Annotated in this window: 15 protein-coding genes; 7 read left to right on the top strand and 8 right to left on the bottom strand. The window is 62.9% G+C overall.

Going from position 1 to position 15,587, the window contains the following annotated elements; genetic code table 11:
• Window positions 1–10 precede the first annotated feature (10 nt).
• On the bottom strand, window positions 11–1,444 hold the full coding sequence (gene radA / locus ACN50D_RS14035) for a DNA repair protein RadA (RefSeq protein ID WP_003945739.1): 1,434 nt from the start codon (window positions 1,442–1,444) through the stop codon (window positions 11–13).
• Window positions 1,445–1,542: 98 nt separating this feature from the next.
• Window positions 1,543–2,178 carry a lipoprotein gene (locus tag ACN50D_RS14030; protein ID WP_007726888.1) on the bottom strand — a complete coding sequence of 212 codons (636 nt, stop codon included), beginning with the start codon at window positions 2,176–2,178 and terminating at the stop codon, window positions 1,543–1,545.
• A 265-nt stretch (window positions 2,179–2,443) separates the two neighbouring features.
• Between ACN50D_RS14030 and carD the strand changes: the two genes are divergently transcribed.
• The 5 genes from carD to rlmB are packed head-to-tail and all read left to right on the top strand — an operon-like array spanning window position 2,444 to window position 6,510.
• A complete protein-coding gene (gene carD, locus ACN50D_RS14025; protein WP_003945666.1) occupies window positions 2,444–2,932 on the top strand; it encodes an RNA polymerase-binding transcription factor CarD in 489 nt (162 codons plus the stop codon).
• 22 nt (window positions 2,933–2,954) lie between these two features.
• Entirely contained in the window at window positions 2,955–3,653 is a 699-nt protein-coding gene (ispD, locus tag ACN50D_RS14020) for a 2-C-methyl-D-erythritol 4-phosphate cytidylyltransferase (RefSeq protein WP_039972758.1), read from the top strand.
• Window positions 3,654–4,130, top strand: a complete 477-nt coding sequence (ispF, locus tag ACN50D_RS14015; protein WP_003945901.1) for a 2-C-methyl-D-erythritol 2,4-cyclodiphosphate synthase — start codon at window positions 3,654–3,656, stop codon at window positions 4,128–4,130. It begins immediately after the preceding gene.
• A gap of 11 nt (window positions 4,131–4,141) precedes the next feature.
• Window positions 4,142–5,536, top strand: coding sequence for a cysteine--tRNA ligase (gene cysS / locus ACN50D_RS14010; RefSeq protein WP_003945830.1), 1,395 nt, complete (start codon window positions 4,142–4,144; stop codon window positions 5,534–5,536).
• A 2-nt stretch (window positions 5,537–5,538) separates the two neighbouring features.
• A complete protein-coding gene (rlmB, locus tag ACN50D_RS14005) occupies window positions 5,539–6,510 on the top strand; it encodes a 23S rRNA (guanosine(2251)-2'-O)-methyltransferase RlmB (protein WP_003945749.1) in 972 nt (323 codons plus the stop codon).
• 34 nt (window positions 6,511–6,544) lie between these two features.
• Here the strand turns inward: rlmB and ACN50D_RS14000 are convergent, their stop codons facing one another.
• On the bottom strand, window positions 6,545–8,326 hold the full coding sequence (locus tag ACN50D_RS14000; RefSeq protein WP_211921423.1) for an ABC transporter ATP-binding protein: 1,782 nt from the start codon (window positions 8,324–8,326) through the stop codon (window positions 6,545–6,547).
• Window positions 8,323–9,951 (bottom strand): ABC transporter transmembrane domain-containing protein, encoded by a 1,629-nt coding sequence (locus tag ACN50D_RS13995; RefSeq protein WP_211921425.1) that lies wholly within the window; start codon window positions 9,949–9,951, stop codon window positions 8,323–8,325. The genes ACN50D_RS14000 and ACN50D_RS13995 overlap by 4 nt, the downstream gene beginning before the upstream one ends.
• A 200-nt stretch (window positions 9,952–10,151) precedes the next feature.
• On the opposite strand from ACN50D_RS13995, the gene ACN50D_RS13990 reads away from it, so the two are divergent.
• Entirely contained in the window at window positions 10,152–11,141 is a 990-nt protein-coding gene (locus tag ACN50D_RS13990) for an iron-siderophore ABC transporter substrate-binding protein (RefSeq protein ID WP_003945426.1), read from the top strand.
• A 4-nt stretch (window positions 11,142–11,145) separates the two neighbouring features.
• Here the strand turns inward: ACN50D_RS13990 and ACN50D_RS13985 are convergent, their stop codons facing one another.
• Window positions 11,146–11,943, bottom strand: a complete 798-nt coding sequence (locus ACN50D_RS13985; RefSeq protein WP_031332820.1) for a helix-turn-helix domain-containing protein — start codon at window positions 11,941–11,943, stop codon at window positions 11,146–11,148.
• A gap of 180 nt (window positions 11,944–12,123) precedes the next feature.
• Window positions 12,124–12,843 carry a hypothetical protein gene (locus tag ACN50D_RS13980; RefSeq protein ID WP_003945935.1) on the bottom strand — a complete coding sequence of 240 codons (720 nt, stop codon included), beginning with the start codon at window positions 12,841–12,843 and terminating at the stop codon, window positions 12,124–12,126.
• A gap of 365 nt (window positions 12,844–13,208) precedes the next feature.
• On the opposite strand from ACN50D_RS13980, the gene ACN50D_RS13975 reads away from it, so the two are divergent.
• Entirely contained in the window at window positions 13,209–13,850 is a 642-nt protein-coding gene (locus tag ACN50D_RS13975) for a hypothetical protein (protein WP_047269642.1), read from the top strand.
• Window positions 13,851–13,938: 88 nt separating this feature from the next.
• Here ACN50D_RS13975 and ACN50D_RS13970 read toward each other — a convergent pair whose 3' ends face one another.
• Entirely contained in the window at window positions 13,939–14,631 is a 693-nt protein-coding gene (locus tag ACN50D_RS13970; protein WP_211921427.1) for an LpqN/LpqT family lipoprotein, read from the bottom strand.
• 77 nt (window positions 14,632–14,708) lie between these two features.
• Complete coding sequence (locus tag ACN50D_RS13965) at window positions 14,709–15,581, bottom strand: biotin-dependent carboxyltransferase family protein (protein ID WP_065456158.1); 873 nt, start codon at window positions 15,579–15,581, stop codon at window positions 14,709–14,711.
• Between the last annotated feature and the right edge of the window lie 6 nt (window positions 15,582–15,587).

The following is a 15,587-nucleotide window of genomic DNA, read 5'->3' as shown; positions in this document are numbered from 1 at the left end:
CGAGGGACGATCACTTCACCGGCGTGAGCTTGGGGCGAGACGGGGCTTGTTTGCCGCCCATCAATCCGGCGTAGGCCAGTGCCTCGGCCAGATTCGCTACTTCGTTGACGCGCATGCCGGGAATGTTCGGGCCGGAATCGACCGGCACGATGGCGCTGGTGAATCCCAGTCGGGCAGCTTCGATCAGCCGTCGGTTCACCCCGGCAACCCGTCGAACCTCCCCGGCGAGTCCGACCTCGCCGAGGATGACGAGCCCCTTGGGGACGGGTTTGGCTTTCACGGCGGAAGCGACCGCAATGGCGAGAGCCAGATCGGCACCCGGCTCGGTCATCCGCATACCGCCGACGGTCGCGGCGTAGACGTCGGCCTTCGAGATCGACACTCCGACGCGGCGTTCCAACACGGCCAGAACCATGGCCACACGGGCGGTGTCGAGCCCGCTGACGGCTCGGCGAGGTGTCGGTAGCGGCGTGGCGGCGACGAGCGCCTGAACTTCACCGAGTAGAGGTCGCTTACCGTCCATCATCACGGTGACGGCAGTGCCTTCCACAGCTTCTTCACGGTGATGCAGGAACAGGCCGGACGGATCGCTGATCTCGTTGATGCCCTGCTCGCTCAGCTCGAAGCATCCGACCTCGTCGGCCGCACCGAATCTGTTCTTCACGCCGCGGACCATGCGCAGGGTGGAGTGCTTGTCACCTTCGAAGTGCAGAACCACGTCCACGAGATGCTCGAGCGAGCGCGGACCGGCGACGGCGCCGTCCTTGGTGACGTGGCCGATCAGAAGCACCGGGATTCCACTGGCCTTGGCCAGTGAGGTCAGGGCGCTGGTGACGGCCTTGACCTGAGTCACGCCGCCGACGACTCCGTCGACGTCGGCAGCAAGCATCGTCTGTACCGAGTCGACGATGACCAGGGTCGGCTTGACCTGCTCGATGTGGCCGAGAATGGTCGCGAGATCGGATTCTGCCGCGAGATACATCCGTTCGTGGACAGAGTTGGTGCGATCTGCCCGAAGTCGAACCTGACCGGCGGACTCCTCGCCCGTGACGTACAAGGCTCGATCATCCGCGCTGCGCATCGCCCAGCGGTAGACGACCTCGAGAAGTAGCGTGGATTTTCCGACACCGGGTTCTCCGGCGAGCAGAACCACCGAACCAGGTACGACGCCACCGCCGAGTACACGGTCCAACTCACCGATCCCCGTGGGTTTGGCCTGCGTCGAGGTGCTGTCGATCTGTGTCAGCGGCGTGGCCGGCGTCGTAGGCAGCACGGCGCTTGATCCTGCTTTGGCGAGTGAGGCGCCGGCGCGACTGGCGACGGGTGCCACTACGGCGACCTCGGTCATCGAGCCCCACGAATCGCAGTCCGGACATCTACCGACCCACTTGGGCACTACCGACTGGCATTCGGAGCAGCGGTAGTTCGATTTCACTTTGGCCACCGGGACAGACTAGAGGCGGGGTCCGACATGGACCCCGCCTCTAGTGTGATTTTGAAGTTGTTCTGCGAGGCGCATTGTGCGCCTTGATAATTCGAGGCTCAGTGCCCAGCTTCTGCAACGTCGGGCGACTTGTCCGACTCGTTGCGCTCGAGCTGCGGGCCTGCGTCGACAGGTACGTCGACGGTGACCGATCCGGCCTTCTCGAACTTGAAGGTGATCGGGACGGTCAAGCCGGGGCGAACGCCTGCCTTGATGTCCTGCAGAACGACGAGAGAGAGCGCAGCGGGTGCGTCGTCGTTCTCTTCGTTGTTCTTGATCTGGGTCTCGGCCTCGGTCGCGGCGCCTTCGCCTGCGGGCAACTGACCGGCCTGCAGCGACGTCTGCGGCTTGATCGTCAAGCCACCTACCTCTTCACCTGCGATGACGCGTGCTGCGTAATCGGTGGTGATGCTGACGAGCTTGTCCGTGGTCTCGGCGCTGTCGTTCACGACGGTGAACGCGAGCACGGCGTTGCCGCCCGGCTCGATGCTGTACTCCTCGGACGAGGGATAAGCGATGTGCACGTTGCGCAGTGCGATCTCACCGAGGTCGGCGCTGTTGCCGTTCACGGCGGCCTGCTGGACGGCGGTCTGGCTCACCTGTCCGGAACCGCAAGCGGACAGCGCGATGGCTGCGCCTGCAGCCAGTGCAATGGCGGTAGCGACTCGACGAGTCGGCTTACGGATAGCAGTCACGATTTGTCCTCCACGGCGTCAGGTTCGCACTCCACTAGGCAGAGTAGTAGATAAGGTCCCGCGGGCTGGCCGTCGGGTCGCCACAACGGTTGTCTGCGTGGGCTTTCAGTCCGTTACGCAGGGGTGCTCCAGACCAGTTGAATGCACGTACAACAAGCCCTGTCAACCCCTACGCTCGAGCAAGGATGCCCCTGACCTGCACAGTTGATGAGTGGTCGGTTCTTTCACGTGTTAAACTAGTGGAATCGAAAGGGGCACGGGACACATGATTTTCAAGGTCGGAGACACCGTCGTATACCCCCATCACGGTGCGGCGCTGATCGAAGCTATCGAAACCCGCACCATCAAGGGTGAGCAGAAGGAGTACCTGGTTCTGAAGGTCGCTCAAGGCGATCTCACAGTACGGGTTCCTGCAGACAACGCAGAGTACGTCGGAGTTCGTGACGTGGTCGGCCAAGAAGGCCTCGACAAGGTTTTCCAGGTTCTGCGAGCACCGCACACCGAAGAGCCCACCAACTGGTCTCGTCGATACAAGGCAAATCTCGAGAAGCTTGCCTCAGGTGACGTGAACAAGGTTGCAGAAGTTGTTCGTGACCTGTGGCGTCGTGAGCAGGACCGCGGACTTTCCGCTGGTGAGAAGCGCATGCTCGCCAAGGCTCGTCAGATTCTCGTCGGAGAGCTCGCGCTCGCCGAGGGCACTGACACCGAGAAGGCAGAGACCATTCTCGACGAGGTCCTCGCGGCCGCGTCCTGACTGCAACACAACAAAGCTGACAGTGGCAGTAGTAGCCCTGGTACCTGCCGCAGGTCGGGGAGTGCGATTGGGCGAGAAATTGCCCAAGGCATTTGTCGAACTCGGTGGGTGCACCATGCTTGCACGCGCGGTCGATGGACTCCGGAAATCCGGAGCGATCGACCGCGTTGTTGTCATTGTGCCGCCTGAACTGGTCGAATCCGTCGTAGCCGACCTCGGTCGTGCAGCGGACGTCGACGTCGTCGGCGGTGGTGCCGAAAGAACCGATTCGGTTCGAGCCGGCCTCAGCGCTGCCGGCGACGCAGATTTTGTACTCGTGCACGATGCCGCACGGGCATTGACACCGCCGGCGTTGATCGCGCGCGTCGTCGGAACTCTCCGAGCCGGCAGCTCCGCTGTCATCCCGGTACTTCCGGTTACCGACACGATCAAGTCGGTCGACGTACTCGGCGCAGTCACCGGTACGCCTCTGCGTTCGGAGTTGCGTGCGGTTCAAACTCCCCAAGGATTCTCCACCGACGTCCTGCGCAGTGCGTACGACGCCGGTGACGTCGCCGCGACCGACGACGCCGCTCTGGTCGAGCGTCTCGGTGTTTCGGTGCAGACGATTCCCGGCGACGCTCTCGCCTTCAAGATCACCACTCCGCTCGACCTGGTCCTTGCACGGGCGCTCCTGAGCTCGGAGACAGCGTTGAGTGCGGATTCACAGGACGGAAATTAGATGCGCGTCGGTCTCGGCACGGATGTTCATCCCATCGAGGTCGGTCGTCCTTGCTGGATGGCCGGGTTGCTGTTCGAGGAAGCAGACGGGTGCTCGGGCCATTCGGACGGCGATGTCGCCGTCCACGCGCTGTGTGACGCGTTGCTCTCTGCGGCGGGCCTCGGTGACCTCGGTTCGGTTTTCGGCACCGGCAGGCCCGAATGGGACGGCGTGAGCGGCGCTCGAATGCTTGCCGAGGTTCGCCGACTGCTCGAAGAGAACCAGTTCGCCGTCGGCAACGCCGCGGTGCAGGTCATCGGCAACCGTCCGAAGATCGGGCCGCGTCGCGACGAGGCGCAGAAGGTGCTTTCCGAGATACTGGGCGCGCCTGTTTCGGTGTCCGCGACCACCACGGACGGCCTCGGCTTGACCGGTCGAGGCGAGGGGATCGCCGCCATGGCCACCGCGTTGGTCATGACAACCGAACACGACAGGTAAGATCGCTGGTCGTGACCCTGCGCCTATACGACACCGGTACGCGGGCCCTTCGGGATTTTGTTCCGTTGGCCCCCGGACATGCATCGGTGTACCTGTGTGGGGCGACAGTTCAGGGTGATCCTCACATCGGACACGTACGCAGCGGCGTCGCTTTCGACGTGCTGCGTCGCTGGCTGTTGGCGCACGGCAACGACGTTGCCTTCGTGCGCAACGTGACGGACATCGACGACAAGATTCTCAACAAGGCCGCCGGCGCCGGTCGACCTTGGTGGGAGTGGGCGGCGACGTTCGAGCGGTCGTTCACGTGGGCCTACGACCAACTGGGTGTGCTGCCACCGTCCATCGAGCCACGGGCCACCGGCCACGTGACGCAGATGGTCGAGATGATGGAACGTCTGATCGAGAACGGCCACGCGTACGCGGCGGGTGGTGACGTCTACTTCGACGTGCAGAGCTACCCCGAGTACGGCGCACTGTCCGGCCACAAACTCGACGACGTTCATCAGGGCGAGAGCGCTGCCGAGGGAAAGCGTGATCCTCGCGACTTCACCCTCTGGAAGGCCGTCAAGCCCGGTGAGCCCTCGTGGCCGACACCGTGGGGACCCGGCCGTCCTGGCTGGCACCTCGAGTGCTCGGCCATGGCGGAGTTCTATCTCGGGGCGGCATTCGACATCCATTGTGGTGGACGCGATCTCGTCTTTCCGCACCACGAGAACGAAATTGCGCAGGCCAAGTGCGCCGGTGACGATTTCGCTCAGTACTGGTTGCACAACGGCTGGGTCACGATGAGTGGCGAGAAGATGTCCAAGTCGTTGGGCAACGTTCTCTCGGTGCCGAACGTGCTCAAGAAGGTTCGTCCGCAAGAACTTCGGTACTACCTCGGTAGTGCGCACTACCGTTCCAATCTCGAGTACTCGGACGAGGCGTTGGACGAAAGTGCGAAGTCCTACCAGGGGCTCGAGTCGTTCGTCCTGCGCACACACAAGCGTGCGGGCGGCGTCGAACTCGGTACGTGGACCGAAGGTTTCGCGGCGGCTCTCGACAACGACTTGTCGGTGCCGATCGCGTTGGCCGAGATTCACGGCAAGGCGAGCGAGGGTAATTCCGCGCTCGCTGCCGGTGATCTCGACGCGGCTCGGGTGGCTGCCGGCCAGGTGCGGGCCATGCTCGCGATCCTGGGCGTCGACCCACTCGACGAGCATTGGACGCAGTCCGGTGGCGACACCGAGACGGCAATGGAAGCTTTGGACGTGTTGGTGCGGGCCGATCTCGATCGTCGGCAGCAGGCACGTACGGAAAAGAACTGGGCGGTGGCGGACGAGGTCCGCGATCGCCTCATCAAGGCGGGTATCGAAGTAACCGATACTCCCGACGGACCCGAATGGTCCCTTAAGGCAGGGCAGTAACAATGGCTGGAAACTCGAGCAGGCGCGGCGCAGTCCGTAAGGGCGGCACCAAGAAGGGCCAGGTTGCCGGTTCCGGCGGTAAGCACCGTCGCGGTCTCGAAGGGCGTGGCGCTACGCCGCCCGCCGAGGCACGCACCAAGCATCCCGCGGCAAAGCGTGCAGCGCGCGCCGCACGTGCCGACGAGAAGCAGGGCCGCGGTGGCCGTCCGGGTCCGGGCCGCAAGGTTCTCGACGGTCCCGAGACAGTGCTCGGACGCAACCCGGTGGTCGAGTGCCTACGCGCCGGCGTTCCGGCGACTGCACTGTGGGTCGCCGTCGGCACCGAGAGCGACGATCGACTGAAGGAATCCGTTCAGCTCGCTGCGGATGCCGGCATCTCGATCCTCGAGGTCCCCCGCACCGATCTGGATCGCCTCAGCGCCAACGGTCTTCACCAGGGCATCGCCCTGCAGGTTCCGCCGTACCGCTACGCGCACCCGGACGATCTTCTGTCGGAGGCACGCAAGCATGCCGAGCCGCCGCTGCTCGTCGCGCTGGACAACATCACCGATCCCCGCAACCTGGGTGCCGTCGTGCGCTCGGTCGCAGCTTTCGGTGGACACGGCGTCGTGATTCCGGAGCGTCGTAGCGCGAGCGTGAGTGCTGTCGCTTGGCGCACCAGCGCCGGCGCTGCCGCTCGTTTGCCGATTGCTCGGGCAACCAACCTCACCCGCACGCTCAAGGACTGGGCATCGAAGGGTGTTCAGGTCGTCGGTCTCGACGCCGAGGGCGACACCACTCTCGACGATTTCGACGGCAGCGGTCCCGTTGTGATCGTGGTCGGTTCCGAGGGCAAGGGCCTTTCGCGCCTCGTCCGCGAGAACTGCGACGCGATCCTGTCGATTCCGATGGCCGGTCCGGTCGAGTCGCTCAACGCCTCGGTTGCCGCCGGAGTCGTCCTGGCGGACATCGCCCGCAGGCGTCGTAGCAGCTGAGTTGTAACGGCTTTCGGGTGAGTCTGGCGGGGTTCTAGCTCCGTACCGACCAGGCTTCCCACAGTGCAGCGTAGGAACCGTCCGCGCCGATCAGTTCGTCATGTGTCCCGCTCTCGACTACGCGGCCACCGCTCATGACGAGTATGCGATCGGCGCGGACTGCTTGGCTCAGCCGGTGTGCGATCACCACGGCGGTCCGGCCGGTGACTGCTAGCTCGGCTGCCTGATCGAGTAGACCGGCTGCGGTGGTTCCGGCTTCGGCAGTCGCCTCGTCGAGGATGACGACGGGAGGATCGAGCAGAGCCAGTCGGACGAGGGCTATGTGCTGTGCCTGCGCCGCCGTCAACTGGTACCCACCGGCCCCGACCCTGGTCTCGAGTCCGTCCGGAAGCTCATGAATCCATTGAGCTTTCATCGTGTCGACGGCTTCGGCGATCTTCGCATCGTCCGAATCTGGTGCACACAACCGGAGATCGTCGGCGATCGTCCCGACGAACACGTGAACTTCCTGGCTGATGAGGACGACTTCGTGCCGAAGTTCGGCATCACTCAGGTCGTCAATCAGTGTGCCGTCGACGGTGATTCGCCCGTCCCCGACGGGAATGATGCCGGCAATCAGTTTGGCGAGCGTGGTCTTTCCGGCGCCGCTGCTTCCGACGACGGCGATTCGTTCTCCCGGTGCGATCGAGATCGAGATCGAATCGATCACCGGGGTGGAGTTGTCGTACGAGTAGGAAACCCGGTCCACCTCGACGCCGATGGGTTCGGACCGAGCCGAGGCAGGAATGCTCGTGGGCCGCCCGGGCATCGCGGTGACTCCGATCAGGCGAGCCAGGCTGGCACCCGCATCCTGCAATTCGTCGATGTTCGAGAGAAATACCGCGATGGGGCTGAACAGACTGTGGAAGTAGAGGGCGGCGGCGGTAGCGGCCCCGATGGACACCGAGCCTGTGGTCACGAGCCAGTAGCCGACGCTCAGGACGGCGGCCAGTCCGAGCAGTTCGGCGCCGTTGAGTTGGGCGAAGAAGTTGGTGCGCAGGCGAACTGCCTGCATGTCGAAGCTGATGGCATGCTCGGAGGTCTCGGCGATTCGGCCGATGTGCTCGTCTGTTCGCCGCAGGGCAGTGACAGTGCCTGCGCCTCCGAGAGTTTCGATGAGCTGTTGTCCCCGCCTGGCCTGCGCAGCGCGAGAGCGTCGGTAGACGGGGCCGGAGCGTCGGAGGAAATGACGAAGAGCGAAATAGTGAATCGGCGCAACGGCAACGATTGCCACGGTGAAGCGCCAATCGATCACTCCCACACCGACAAGCGTCAGTGAAATCATGAACAGGGCAGACACGGTGGCGGGTAGTACTCGCGCGATGACGGTGTTTACCGCTTCGACGTCGCCCGAGACCCGGGAAATCAGATCACCGGTTCCGGCATCCTCGACCAGTGACGACGGCTGCGCGAGGGTGGCGGCGAACACGTCCTCACGAAGATCGGCCAGCACGTTCTGCGCGACATTCGCGAGAAGCTGTGTGCTCCACCAGGTCAGCGCAACCCCTGCTGCCGCTGCGCCGAGCATGAACGCGGTGATACGCAGGAGTGAGGCAAACGGTTTGCCCTCCGTGACCGCATCGACCATGAGTCCGAGCAGTGCCGGGGTGGACAGGCCGCAGGCCGTAGCAGAGAGAAGCACGACGGTCGTGAGTGCGAGCGCTCGCTTGCGTGGCCGAAGCAGTGCGATCAATGCGCGGACGGTCTGCTTGGTCGACGCGATCGGCAGGGCGGATGCAACCGGAACAGCAGATGCATCCGGAAGGGGATCGGTCACAGCGACTCTCCCTCCCGAACGCAGTGGTCGATCGTGACGACACGGTCACACGAATGGAGCAGGGTCGGGCTCGAGGTGATCACCAGAATGGCCTTGTCGGGGAAGTTTCTCAGGGAGTGTGCAATTCGATGCTCGGTGACAGAGTCCACGGAAGTGGTGGGTTCGTGGAGGACCAGGATCGGCTGGGGTTGATGGAGAGCGCGGGCGAGGAGAAGGCGTTGGCGTTGACCTCCGGAGAGTTTCTTTCCTTGCTCGCCTACCTCGGAGAGGTGGCCGTCGGGCAGATGCGTCAACACGTCGTCGAGCGCAGATGACGTCATTGCCGACGAGTCGACGTTCGGTGCAGCCAGATTGTCGAAGACGGTGCCGGTGAACACGGTTCCTTCATGGGCGGAGACGAACACCTGATCACGAACTCCGTCCGGGCCGAGGTCGGTTGCATCGGTGCCGAATACGAAGTAAGAGTCGGGGGCGAGCGGGGTCTGATAGGCGAGTTGTCGTGCCAGTCGGTCGGCGGAATCGTCAGCGCGCACACCCACCACTTCTCCGCGGCGAGCTGAGACGACAGTTCCGTTGTCCGCCGAAATCAATAGGGCGTCTTCACTTCTGGCAGGTTCGGTCGTGGCCGTGGCGGCCAGCGATTCGATCAGGTGTGGCTCGGCCAAAAGTTCGGAAAGTCTGCGCGCGGAACCTCGCTTGGCAGCGAGTTCGGCACCGAAGAACCCCAGCGTTTCCATCGGACCGGCAATCACTCTGCTCAAGCCGACAACGGTGACGAAATTGCCCACGGTGATCGTGCCTTGATGCGCCATCCACGCGGCTCCAAGCGCAACCGAAGCCAGCACCAACGCGGAGACCCCGGAATTGAGCGCGGTCAGGCTGGACATTGCTCTGACCGTCCGGATCGCTGCCTTCATCGACTCCCGGCTCGCGTTGACGTATCGCGACAGGGCGGTGGGTTCAGCCCCGAAACCCTTCAGTACCCGCAGGCCCAGCGTGAAATCCGTTGCAAGCATGCCTGCCTCGGCTGCCTTCTTCTGCTCTGCATACACGCGCTCGTCCAGTGGACCGCTGATCTTGTGGATGAATATGAGCTGCGCAGCGGTGATGAGTACGACGATCAGTGCGAGCGGCCACGAGACGAAGGCAAGCGAAATCACTGCCGCGGCGAGCCCCGCAAAAGCCGAGCCCTGTTCGGCGACAACCCAGGAAAAGCCCGAGACGTGTGAGGCATCCGAGGTAGAGATGGTGAGAACTTCACCGGTCGAACGCTGAGCTTTCATCCCCCTGGCATCGAGTACTCGTCTGGCAGCATTCAGTCGTAGGTCGTGTTCGCCGTAGACGAAGACCTGCGTGTTCAGGCGAACTGCGATGCGCCACGACAGAGCGAGTCCCACGAACAGAGCACACAGCACCGCAAGCCACACGAGAAGTGCTGTGCTGTCGGACTTTCCGATTGCCCGGTCGACGACGGTGCCGATCAGCACCGGGATGAGGGCTTGAGCTACCTGATACGACGCCTGCCCGGTGACGGCTGCAACCAGTCGCGGGCCGCGTCCGGAGGAGAATGATCCGACTCGGATCATCTCCATCGGACCGGAACGAGTTTCGGGCAGCGCTGACACTCGTGAAACTCCTCGCCCAGATCTGAACACTCGTTGTGCAGTTCTACGGTAGAGCCGGTGCGAGTGCGGAAAGTGCTCGCAGATGCCAAGGGCTACGCGGCAGCGGCCAGATGGAGTATCGACACCCCATTACCGGGATCGGGTCTCGATATACCTGGCTGGTCGAAACAAAGTACGTTTGCGAAGAGAGCTGACAGAAGATGAAGAGCACTACCCGAATAGTGGCTGCGTTGGCCGCGATTGCCCTGCTCGCAGGCTGCCAGAGCAGCACCGAGTCAACAGCGTCGGAGGGCACGACGCAGTTGGCCGAGGCCGGCGCGCTGCCGGTCACCGTTGATCACGCGTACGGGTCGACCACCATCGAGACCGAACCTCAGCGGATCGTGACTATCGGCTGGAACAGCCAGGATTCGGTCCTCGCACTGGGCAAGACACCCGTCGCCATGGAGTCGTTCAGTGGGGCAGGCTTGGAGAACGGCATCCTGCCGTGGGACGAAGAATTGTTGGGCGATGTCGAACCCACGTTGCTCGACAGCACGTCCGGTGTGCCGTTCGAGCAGATCCTGGCGTTGGAGCCGGACGTGATCATCGCAGTGGTCTCGGGAATCACCGAAGACGACTATGCACGTCTTTCCCAGATCGCACCCACCATTCCGTTCAAGGAGACCGCATGGGCGACCACGTGGCAGGAACAGTTGTCGACCATCGGATCAGTACTCGGCCAACCGAAGCGGGCTGCCGAGCTGATCGAGGAAACTGACGATTCCATAGCCGACCTGGCTGCCGGATCGCCCAATCTGAACGGGAAAACCTTGACCTTCCTCTCGGGAAACATCGACGGCCTCACCAATTACTGCGCTGACGACGGCCGAGTCATCCTGATGTCCCAGCTCGGACTGAAGCAGTCGGCCGGAAGCGCAGAGCTGTGCGGCGACACCCAGGGGTCGGTGACTGCATCGCGCGAACAGTACAACGAACTGGACGCGGACGTGATCGTGCTCAACGACGCGAGTGGTCAGGGGCTACCCGGATTGATGGGGGACAAGTTGTTTGCCGACCTGCCGGCAGTCAAGGACGGCAGGCTGATTCAGCAGCTCGGTCTGGCGCGAGTCATGGCCTTGGCGTCACCCACGTCGCTGAGCGTCAAATATGCTTTCGCGGAACTGGTCTCGAAGATGAACGGGTTCTGACCAGTTAGGCTGACAACTCGCACGCGTCCGAGTAGTAGTTCTTCGGTGTGCGTCCGGTGACCTTGCGGAACACGCTGGTGAAGGCGCTGGGGGTTTCGTATCCGACGCGACGGCTTACCGTCGAAACAGGAACGCCCGCAGCGAGATAGGACATCGCAGCGCGGACGCGAACTTGAATTCGCCACTCGGTGAAGGACATCCCCGTGCCTTGAGAGAACACGCGGCTCAGGGTGCGGGGGCTTCCGCCGACCACGTAGGCCCAATCGGCAAGCCCGCGTTGATCGGCGGGGTCGGCGATCAGGCGGCGTGCGACGGCGAGGGCCCGGGGATCGGCGGGCATCGGTACTGCGACATCAGCCGCCTCGATGGGCGCGAGCGTGTCGAAGACTACGGATTCGGCGCGCAAGCGAGCCTCGGTAGGCATATTTCGCTGGTGCAGATGGATGAGCATCGTCTTGACGACGTCGTCGATGCCGATGATCGCGGGTTTTGTCCACGGGTGGGGGAACGACTCGGGCCGGAAATAGGTGAAACGAGCCTCGGTGGATGCGCCGAGCGTGATGCGCCGTGGAGTTCCAGCTGGGATCCACATGCCGACCGTCGGTGGTATCTGCCAACGAACGTCGTCGATGTACGCGCTCATCTCGCCGGAAGCGCCCCAGAGGAGTTCGTGTTCGGGATGGCGGATCTCACGCCACGCGCGCTTCTGATCACGCCCGATGGTGGACGTCGTCATCGAGAAGGGGAGCGGAACGTACCGGCCTGCCGGCACAGCCCAGTACGGAAATCCTGTGGAACTCATCGGTGGATCATACCGCGAATGACTTAGGTAATGCTTTCCTATTTGGTTCTTTGATGCAGGCGCGACGGAGTGTGATCGCCACAAAAGATCGAGGGTGGCACCGAGTCCGAAGACTCGATGCCACCCTCGAACACATTCCCCGACGGAGTGTTTACAGGTGGAGCAGGCGGAGCGAGTGAATCAGCTGCCGTTGGCCAGGACACCGCTGATGATGTCGGAGATGAAGCCGGCCGGGTTGTCGAGGATGGAGGATCCGGCCGAACCGGTTCCGCCCTCGCCGTCAGAAGAGCCGAAGCCCAGATCTGCCGAGCCCGATGCGGCCGCCTCGCCGGGGTTCTTGGCGCGGATCTTGGCGTAGACGCCGCTGATGTTCTGTTCGGTATTGAACGTCGAGATACCGATCGAGCTCGACATTTCCTGGTACGAGCCGATCGGTGCATCGTCGGCGACGAGGTACTGCGCCTCGATCGTCACGGTCTTGCTTCCGGTGGGTGAGATCAGCCAGCCGGTGCTGGGCACATTCACGGTTCGGGCGGCAGTGTCAACCGAAGGCGTGACGGATTCGGTCTTCTGACCGCCGATCAAGTGCCACGCGTTGACCGTTGCCGTGCCCTGGATGTACTTGAACGTGGCGGGGTAGCGGTCGACGAACTGGTCGACGTAACGCTCGGGGTGGCCTGTTGTGGAGATGACCGTGCGCACGGTGACTTTGCCGCCGGGTGCAACTTCGCCGTCGCCCACGATGCTCTTGGTGATTCGGACGTTGGAGGAGTTGACCGTTGCCGCGGACGGGTGGGTGGCATCGGCGCTCGCGGTGCCTGCGGTCATCACGAGTCCGCTGGTGGCAAGTGCAGCGATTGCGATTCCGGTGAGTGTTTTGCGCATTGAAAAACGTGACATGAAATTCTCCGTTCGAGGGGTTCACGCTGACGGCGATGGGATGACTCTTCAAAGGTTGCGCCGCGGTAACCATTGAAACCTATCGGACGCTTGCCTATGTATCAGTTCGGCAGAATTTACGGAAAAGTCCGAATTGAGAGGGCTTTTTCGGTGTCGATTGCCTGCCGTTAACTGATTGTCGACTATTTCGACGAAAAGCTGGGCGAATGTCCAGGTCGACTGTATCGTACTTCGAGAGTCGGGTTGCAACAAGTTCCAGTAATCAATGAATTCGGTTGTCCTGGAACCACACAGAGTGGAGATTGTTCGTGGCAAAGTTTGGATCCAGGAATCGTAGTCTGTCCACCGTTGGAGCTGGTTTGGGGGTGATTGCTCTTGCTGTGGGCGCAAGCGCGCTGGGTGCGGGAGTCGCGACTGCCGAGACAGCAACTTCCGGTGCCTACACATTTACTCGCACCGTGGACAATGCGTCGCCGAAGATCGGTGACACGATCACCTACACGACAGTGTCGAAGAAGAGCGGAATCGACGGGTATATCAGCAGGTTCACCGAGACGCATGCCGCATGCTTGACCTTTGTCCCGGGCTCGGCGAAGGTCACGAAGTTTCACGTTGGCGGGACGATGACCGAAACCACTGAAACGCCGGAACTGACAGCCACGACGCTCGAGGTGACCAGTGCCGGCTGGATCAACAACGGCAGCAAACCGGTGACCATGAAGACCAGCTACACGGTTACTGCTTCGTGTGCGCCGGGAACCGTGTACGGAAGTGGATTGGCGGTAGGTGCCACGGTGATGGGCAACGGATTCCAGTCGAGTGCGAATTTCGCCAACTTGGGCCCGTCCATCACTGTCCGCGCCGCGGATGTGGTCGATCCGGTTGACCCGGTCGATCCCGTTGATCCGGTTGATCCCACTGGCCCCGGAACCGGTGGCGGAATCGGATCGCTCGGCTCGTTGAGTGGTGGCCTCGGTTCCCTCAGCGGCCTGTTCGGTTCGAGCTAGGCGAGAGTTGTGAAACGGCGGGCCGAGACTGTCGTGGTCTCGGCCCGCCGCGGTTGTTCGGTGATCGGGTATTCAAACCATCAGGTGCTCAGCCGAATTCGATCGAGGTGTTGATTTCTTCCACCTGGTTGGAGGTCTGCATGTTCGTCGTGTCGGTGAACTGGTTTGCAAAGCTGACCAGGTAGACCGGCGAGTTGTCGTCGGCTTGGTAAGCGACGACCGTCATGACGGCGTAGAGCGGAACGTCCAGGTTTGGGGCGGTCCAGGTTCCGGAGAGGCGGAAACCCTGCTGTCCGTCGACGTCGATCTCGGTGTACTTCACCTCGGTCCACCCGTCGAGAGTGGCGATCGTTTCACGCGCAGCGGCAAGAACCTCGTCTTTTGTTGCGGTGCCCTGGTTTTCGACCGTCACCGTGGTGTTCGGCATGAAACCGCTGGGTTCCTGGCTGTTGCTGGACAACGCGTCCGTAACGCCGGCAGGGATGTTCTCGCCGTGAGTCCAGCTCGGCGGGAGGCTGACGCTGATGCTCGGCGCTTCGGGGTCGTCGCCGGTTTCGATCGTCGTCCGCTCACCGATGAACGGTGTTCCGTCCCGCAAAGTCGGCGTCGCGGCAGCGGCAGACGGCGAGGATGCAGAACTTTCGGAAGCAGTGGTCTCACTGGTGTTGGTATCACTGGAGACGGCGTCGCCGCTTTCCGAACTGCTGCATCCGGACAAGACGAGTCCAGCAGTGATCAGTGACGCTATTCCGAGAGCAAGTGTGCTGCTCTTAGGGCTCATAGTGTGACAGTCCTTCAGGTTCTGGCGACGGCCGAGCGCCGCCGGCAGCATTGCTGGCGCGGCTGAGACTATCAGCGCTACGACGGCCGAGTAGTGGCCTTGAAGGTAATGGTGCTGCCGGGCCGCAGCTGTGCCAGCGACGCAATCCCGGCGTCGGAAACGACGGCGATGACCGGGTATCCGCCGGTCACGGGATGGTCGGCGAGGAACACGACGGGCTGGCCGCCTGGTGGCACCTGGATGGATCCCGTCACGACGCCTTCGCTCGGCAATTCCTCGGTGCGTGAGCGATGCAAAGGCCCTTGGCCCTGTAACCGGACCCCGACTCGGTTGGTGTGTTCGGTGACTTTCCACGTGGTGTGAAGGAGCGCGTGAACGGAGGCGGCGGTGAACCAGGAATTTCGGGGGCCGAGCGTGATCTCGATCGGAACTGCGCCGAGTGCAGATGCCGGCGGTGGAATCAACTCTTCGGTGGGCCACGTCCCTTCCTCGGCCCCGAGGAGGACTAGATCGCCGGCGGCGAGCGGCGGCGGTCCGAGTCCGGAGAGCGTGTCGGTGGATCTGCTTCCGAGTACCTGCGGGACGTCGACGCCACCGCGTGCAGAGATATACGTTCTCAACCCGGTTGTGCTGTAACCCAATTCGAGAATGCTGCCACCACCCAGATGGATGCTCGCGTAGTCAGGTGCCGGCCGTCCGTCGACGGCCAGCGGCACCCGCGCGCCTGTCGCTGCCACCGTCATCGAACCGACGGCCCGCATAGCGAAACCGCCAGCGGTGACTTCGATGGTTGCTGCTCGAAAAGTGTTGCCTACGAGTCTGTTGGCGCTGTCGTGCGAGATCATGTCGACGGCGCCGGATCTTCCGACCCCGAGGGCGCCGTAGCCTCTCCGCCCGCGGTCCTGAACTGTGGCGAGCGGGCCGGTACGCACAACCTCGAGCCAGGCCATGAATCC

The sequence above is a fragment of the Rhodococcus sp. SB1D genome (genome assembly GCF_048573875.1).
GTDB lineage: Bacteria > Actinomycetota > Actinomycetes > Mycobacteriales > Mycobacteriaceae > Rhodococcus_F > Rhodococcus_F qingshengii.
This window is presented reverse-complemented; position numbering and strand designations above follow the sequence as displayed.

Excerpts from the sequence above, each read along its gene's own strand:
- carD (WP_003945666.1), top strand. The coding sequence starts at position 2,444 with ATGATTTTCAAGGTCGGAGACACCGTCGTATACCCCCATCACGGTGCG.
- ispF (WP_003945901.1), top strand. The coding sequence starts at position 3,654 with ATGCGCGTCGGTCTCGGCACGGATGTTCATCCCATCGAGGTCGGTCGT.
- rlmB (WP_003945749.1), top strand. The coding sequence starts at position 5,539 with ATGGCTGGAAACTCGAGCAGGCGCGGCGCAGTCCGTAAGGGCGGCACC.
- ACN50D_RS13990 (WP_003945426.1), top strand. The coding sequence starts at position 10,152 with ATGAAGAGCACTACCCGAATAGTGGCTGCGTTGGCCGCGATTGCCCTG.
- ACN50D_RS13985 (WP_031332820.1), bottom strand. The coding sequence starts at position 11,943 with ATGAGTTCCACAGGATTTCCGTACTGGGCTGTGCCGGCAGGCCGGTAC.
- ACN50D_RS13980 (WP_003945935.1), bottom strand. The coding sequence starts at position 12,843 with ATGTCACGTTTTTCAATGCGCAAAACACTCACCGGAATCGCAATCGCT.
- ACN50D_RS13970 (WP_211921427.1), bottom strand. The coding sequence starts at position 14,631 with ATGAGCCCTAAGAGCAGCACACTTGCTCTCGGAATAGCGTCACTGATC.
- ACN50D_RS13965 (WP_065456158.1), bottom strand. The coding sequence starts at position 15,581 with ATGGCCTGGCTCGAGGTTGTGCGTACCGGCCCGCTCGCCACAGTTCAG.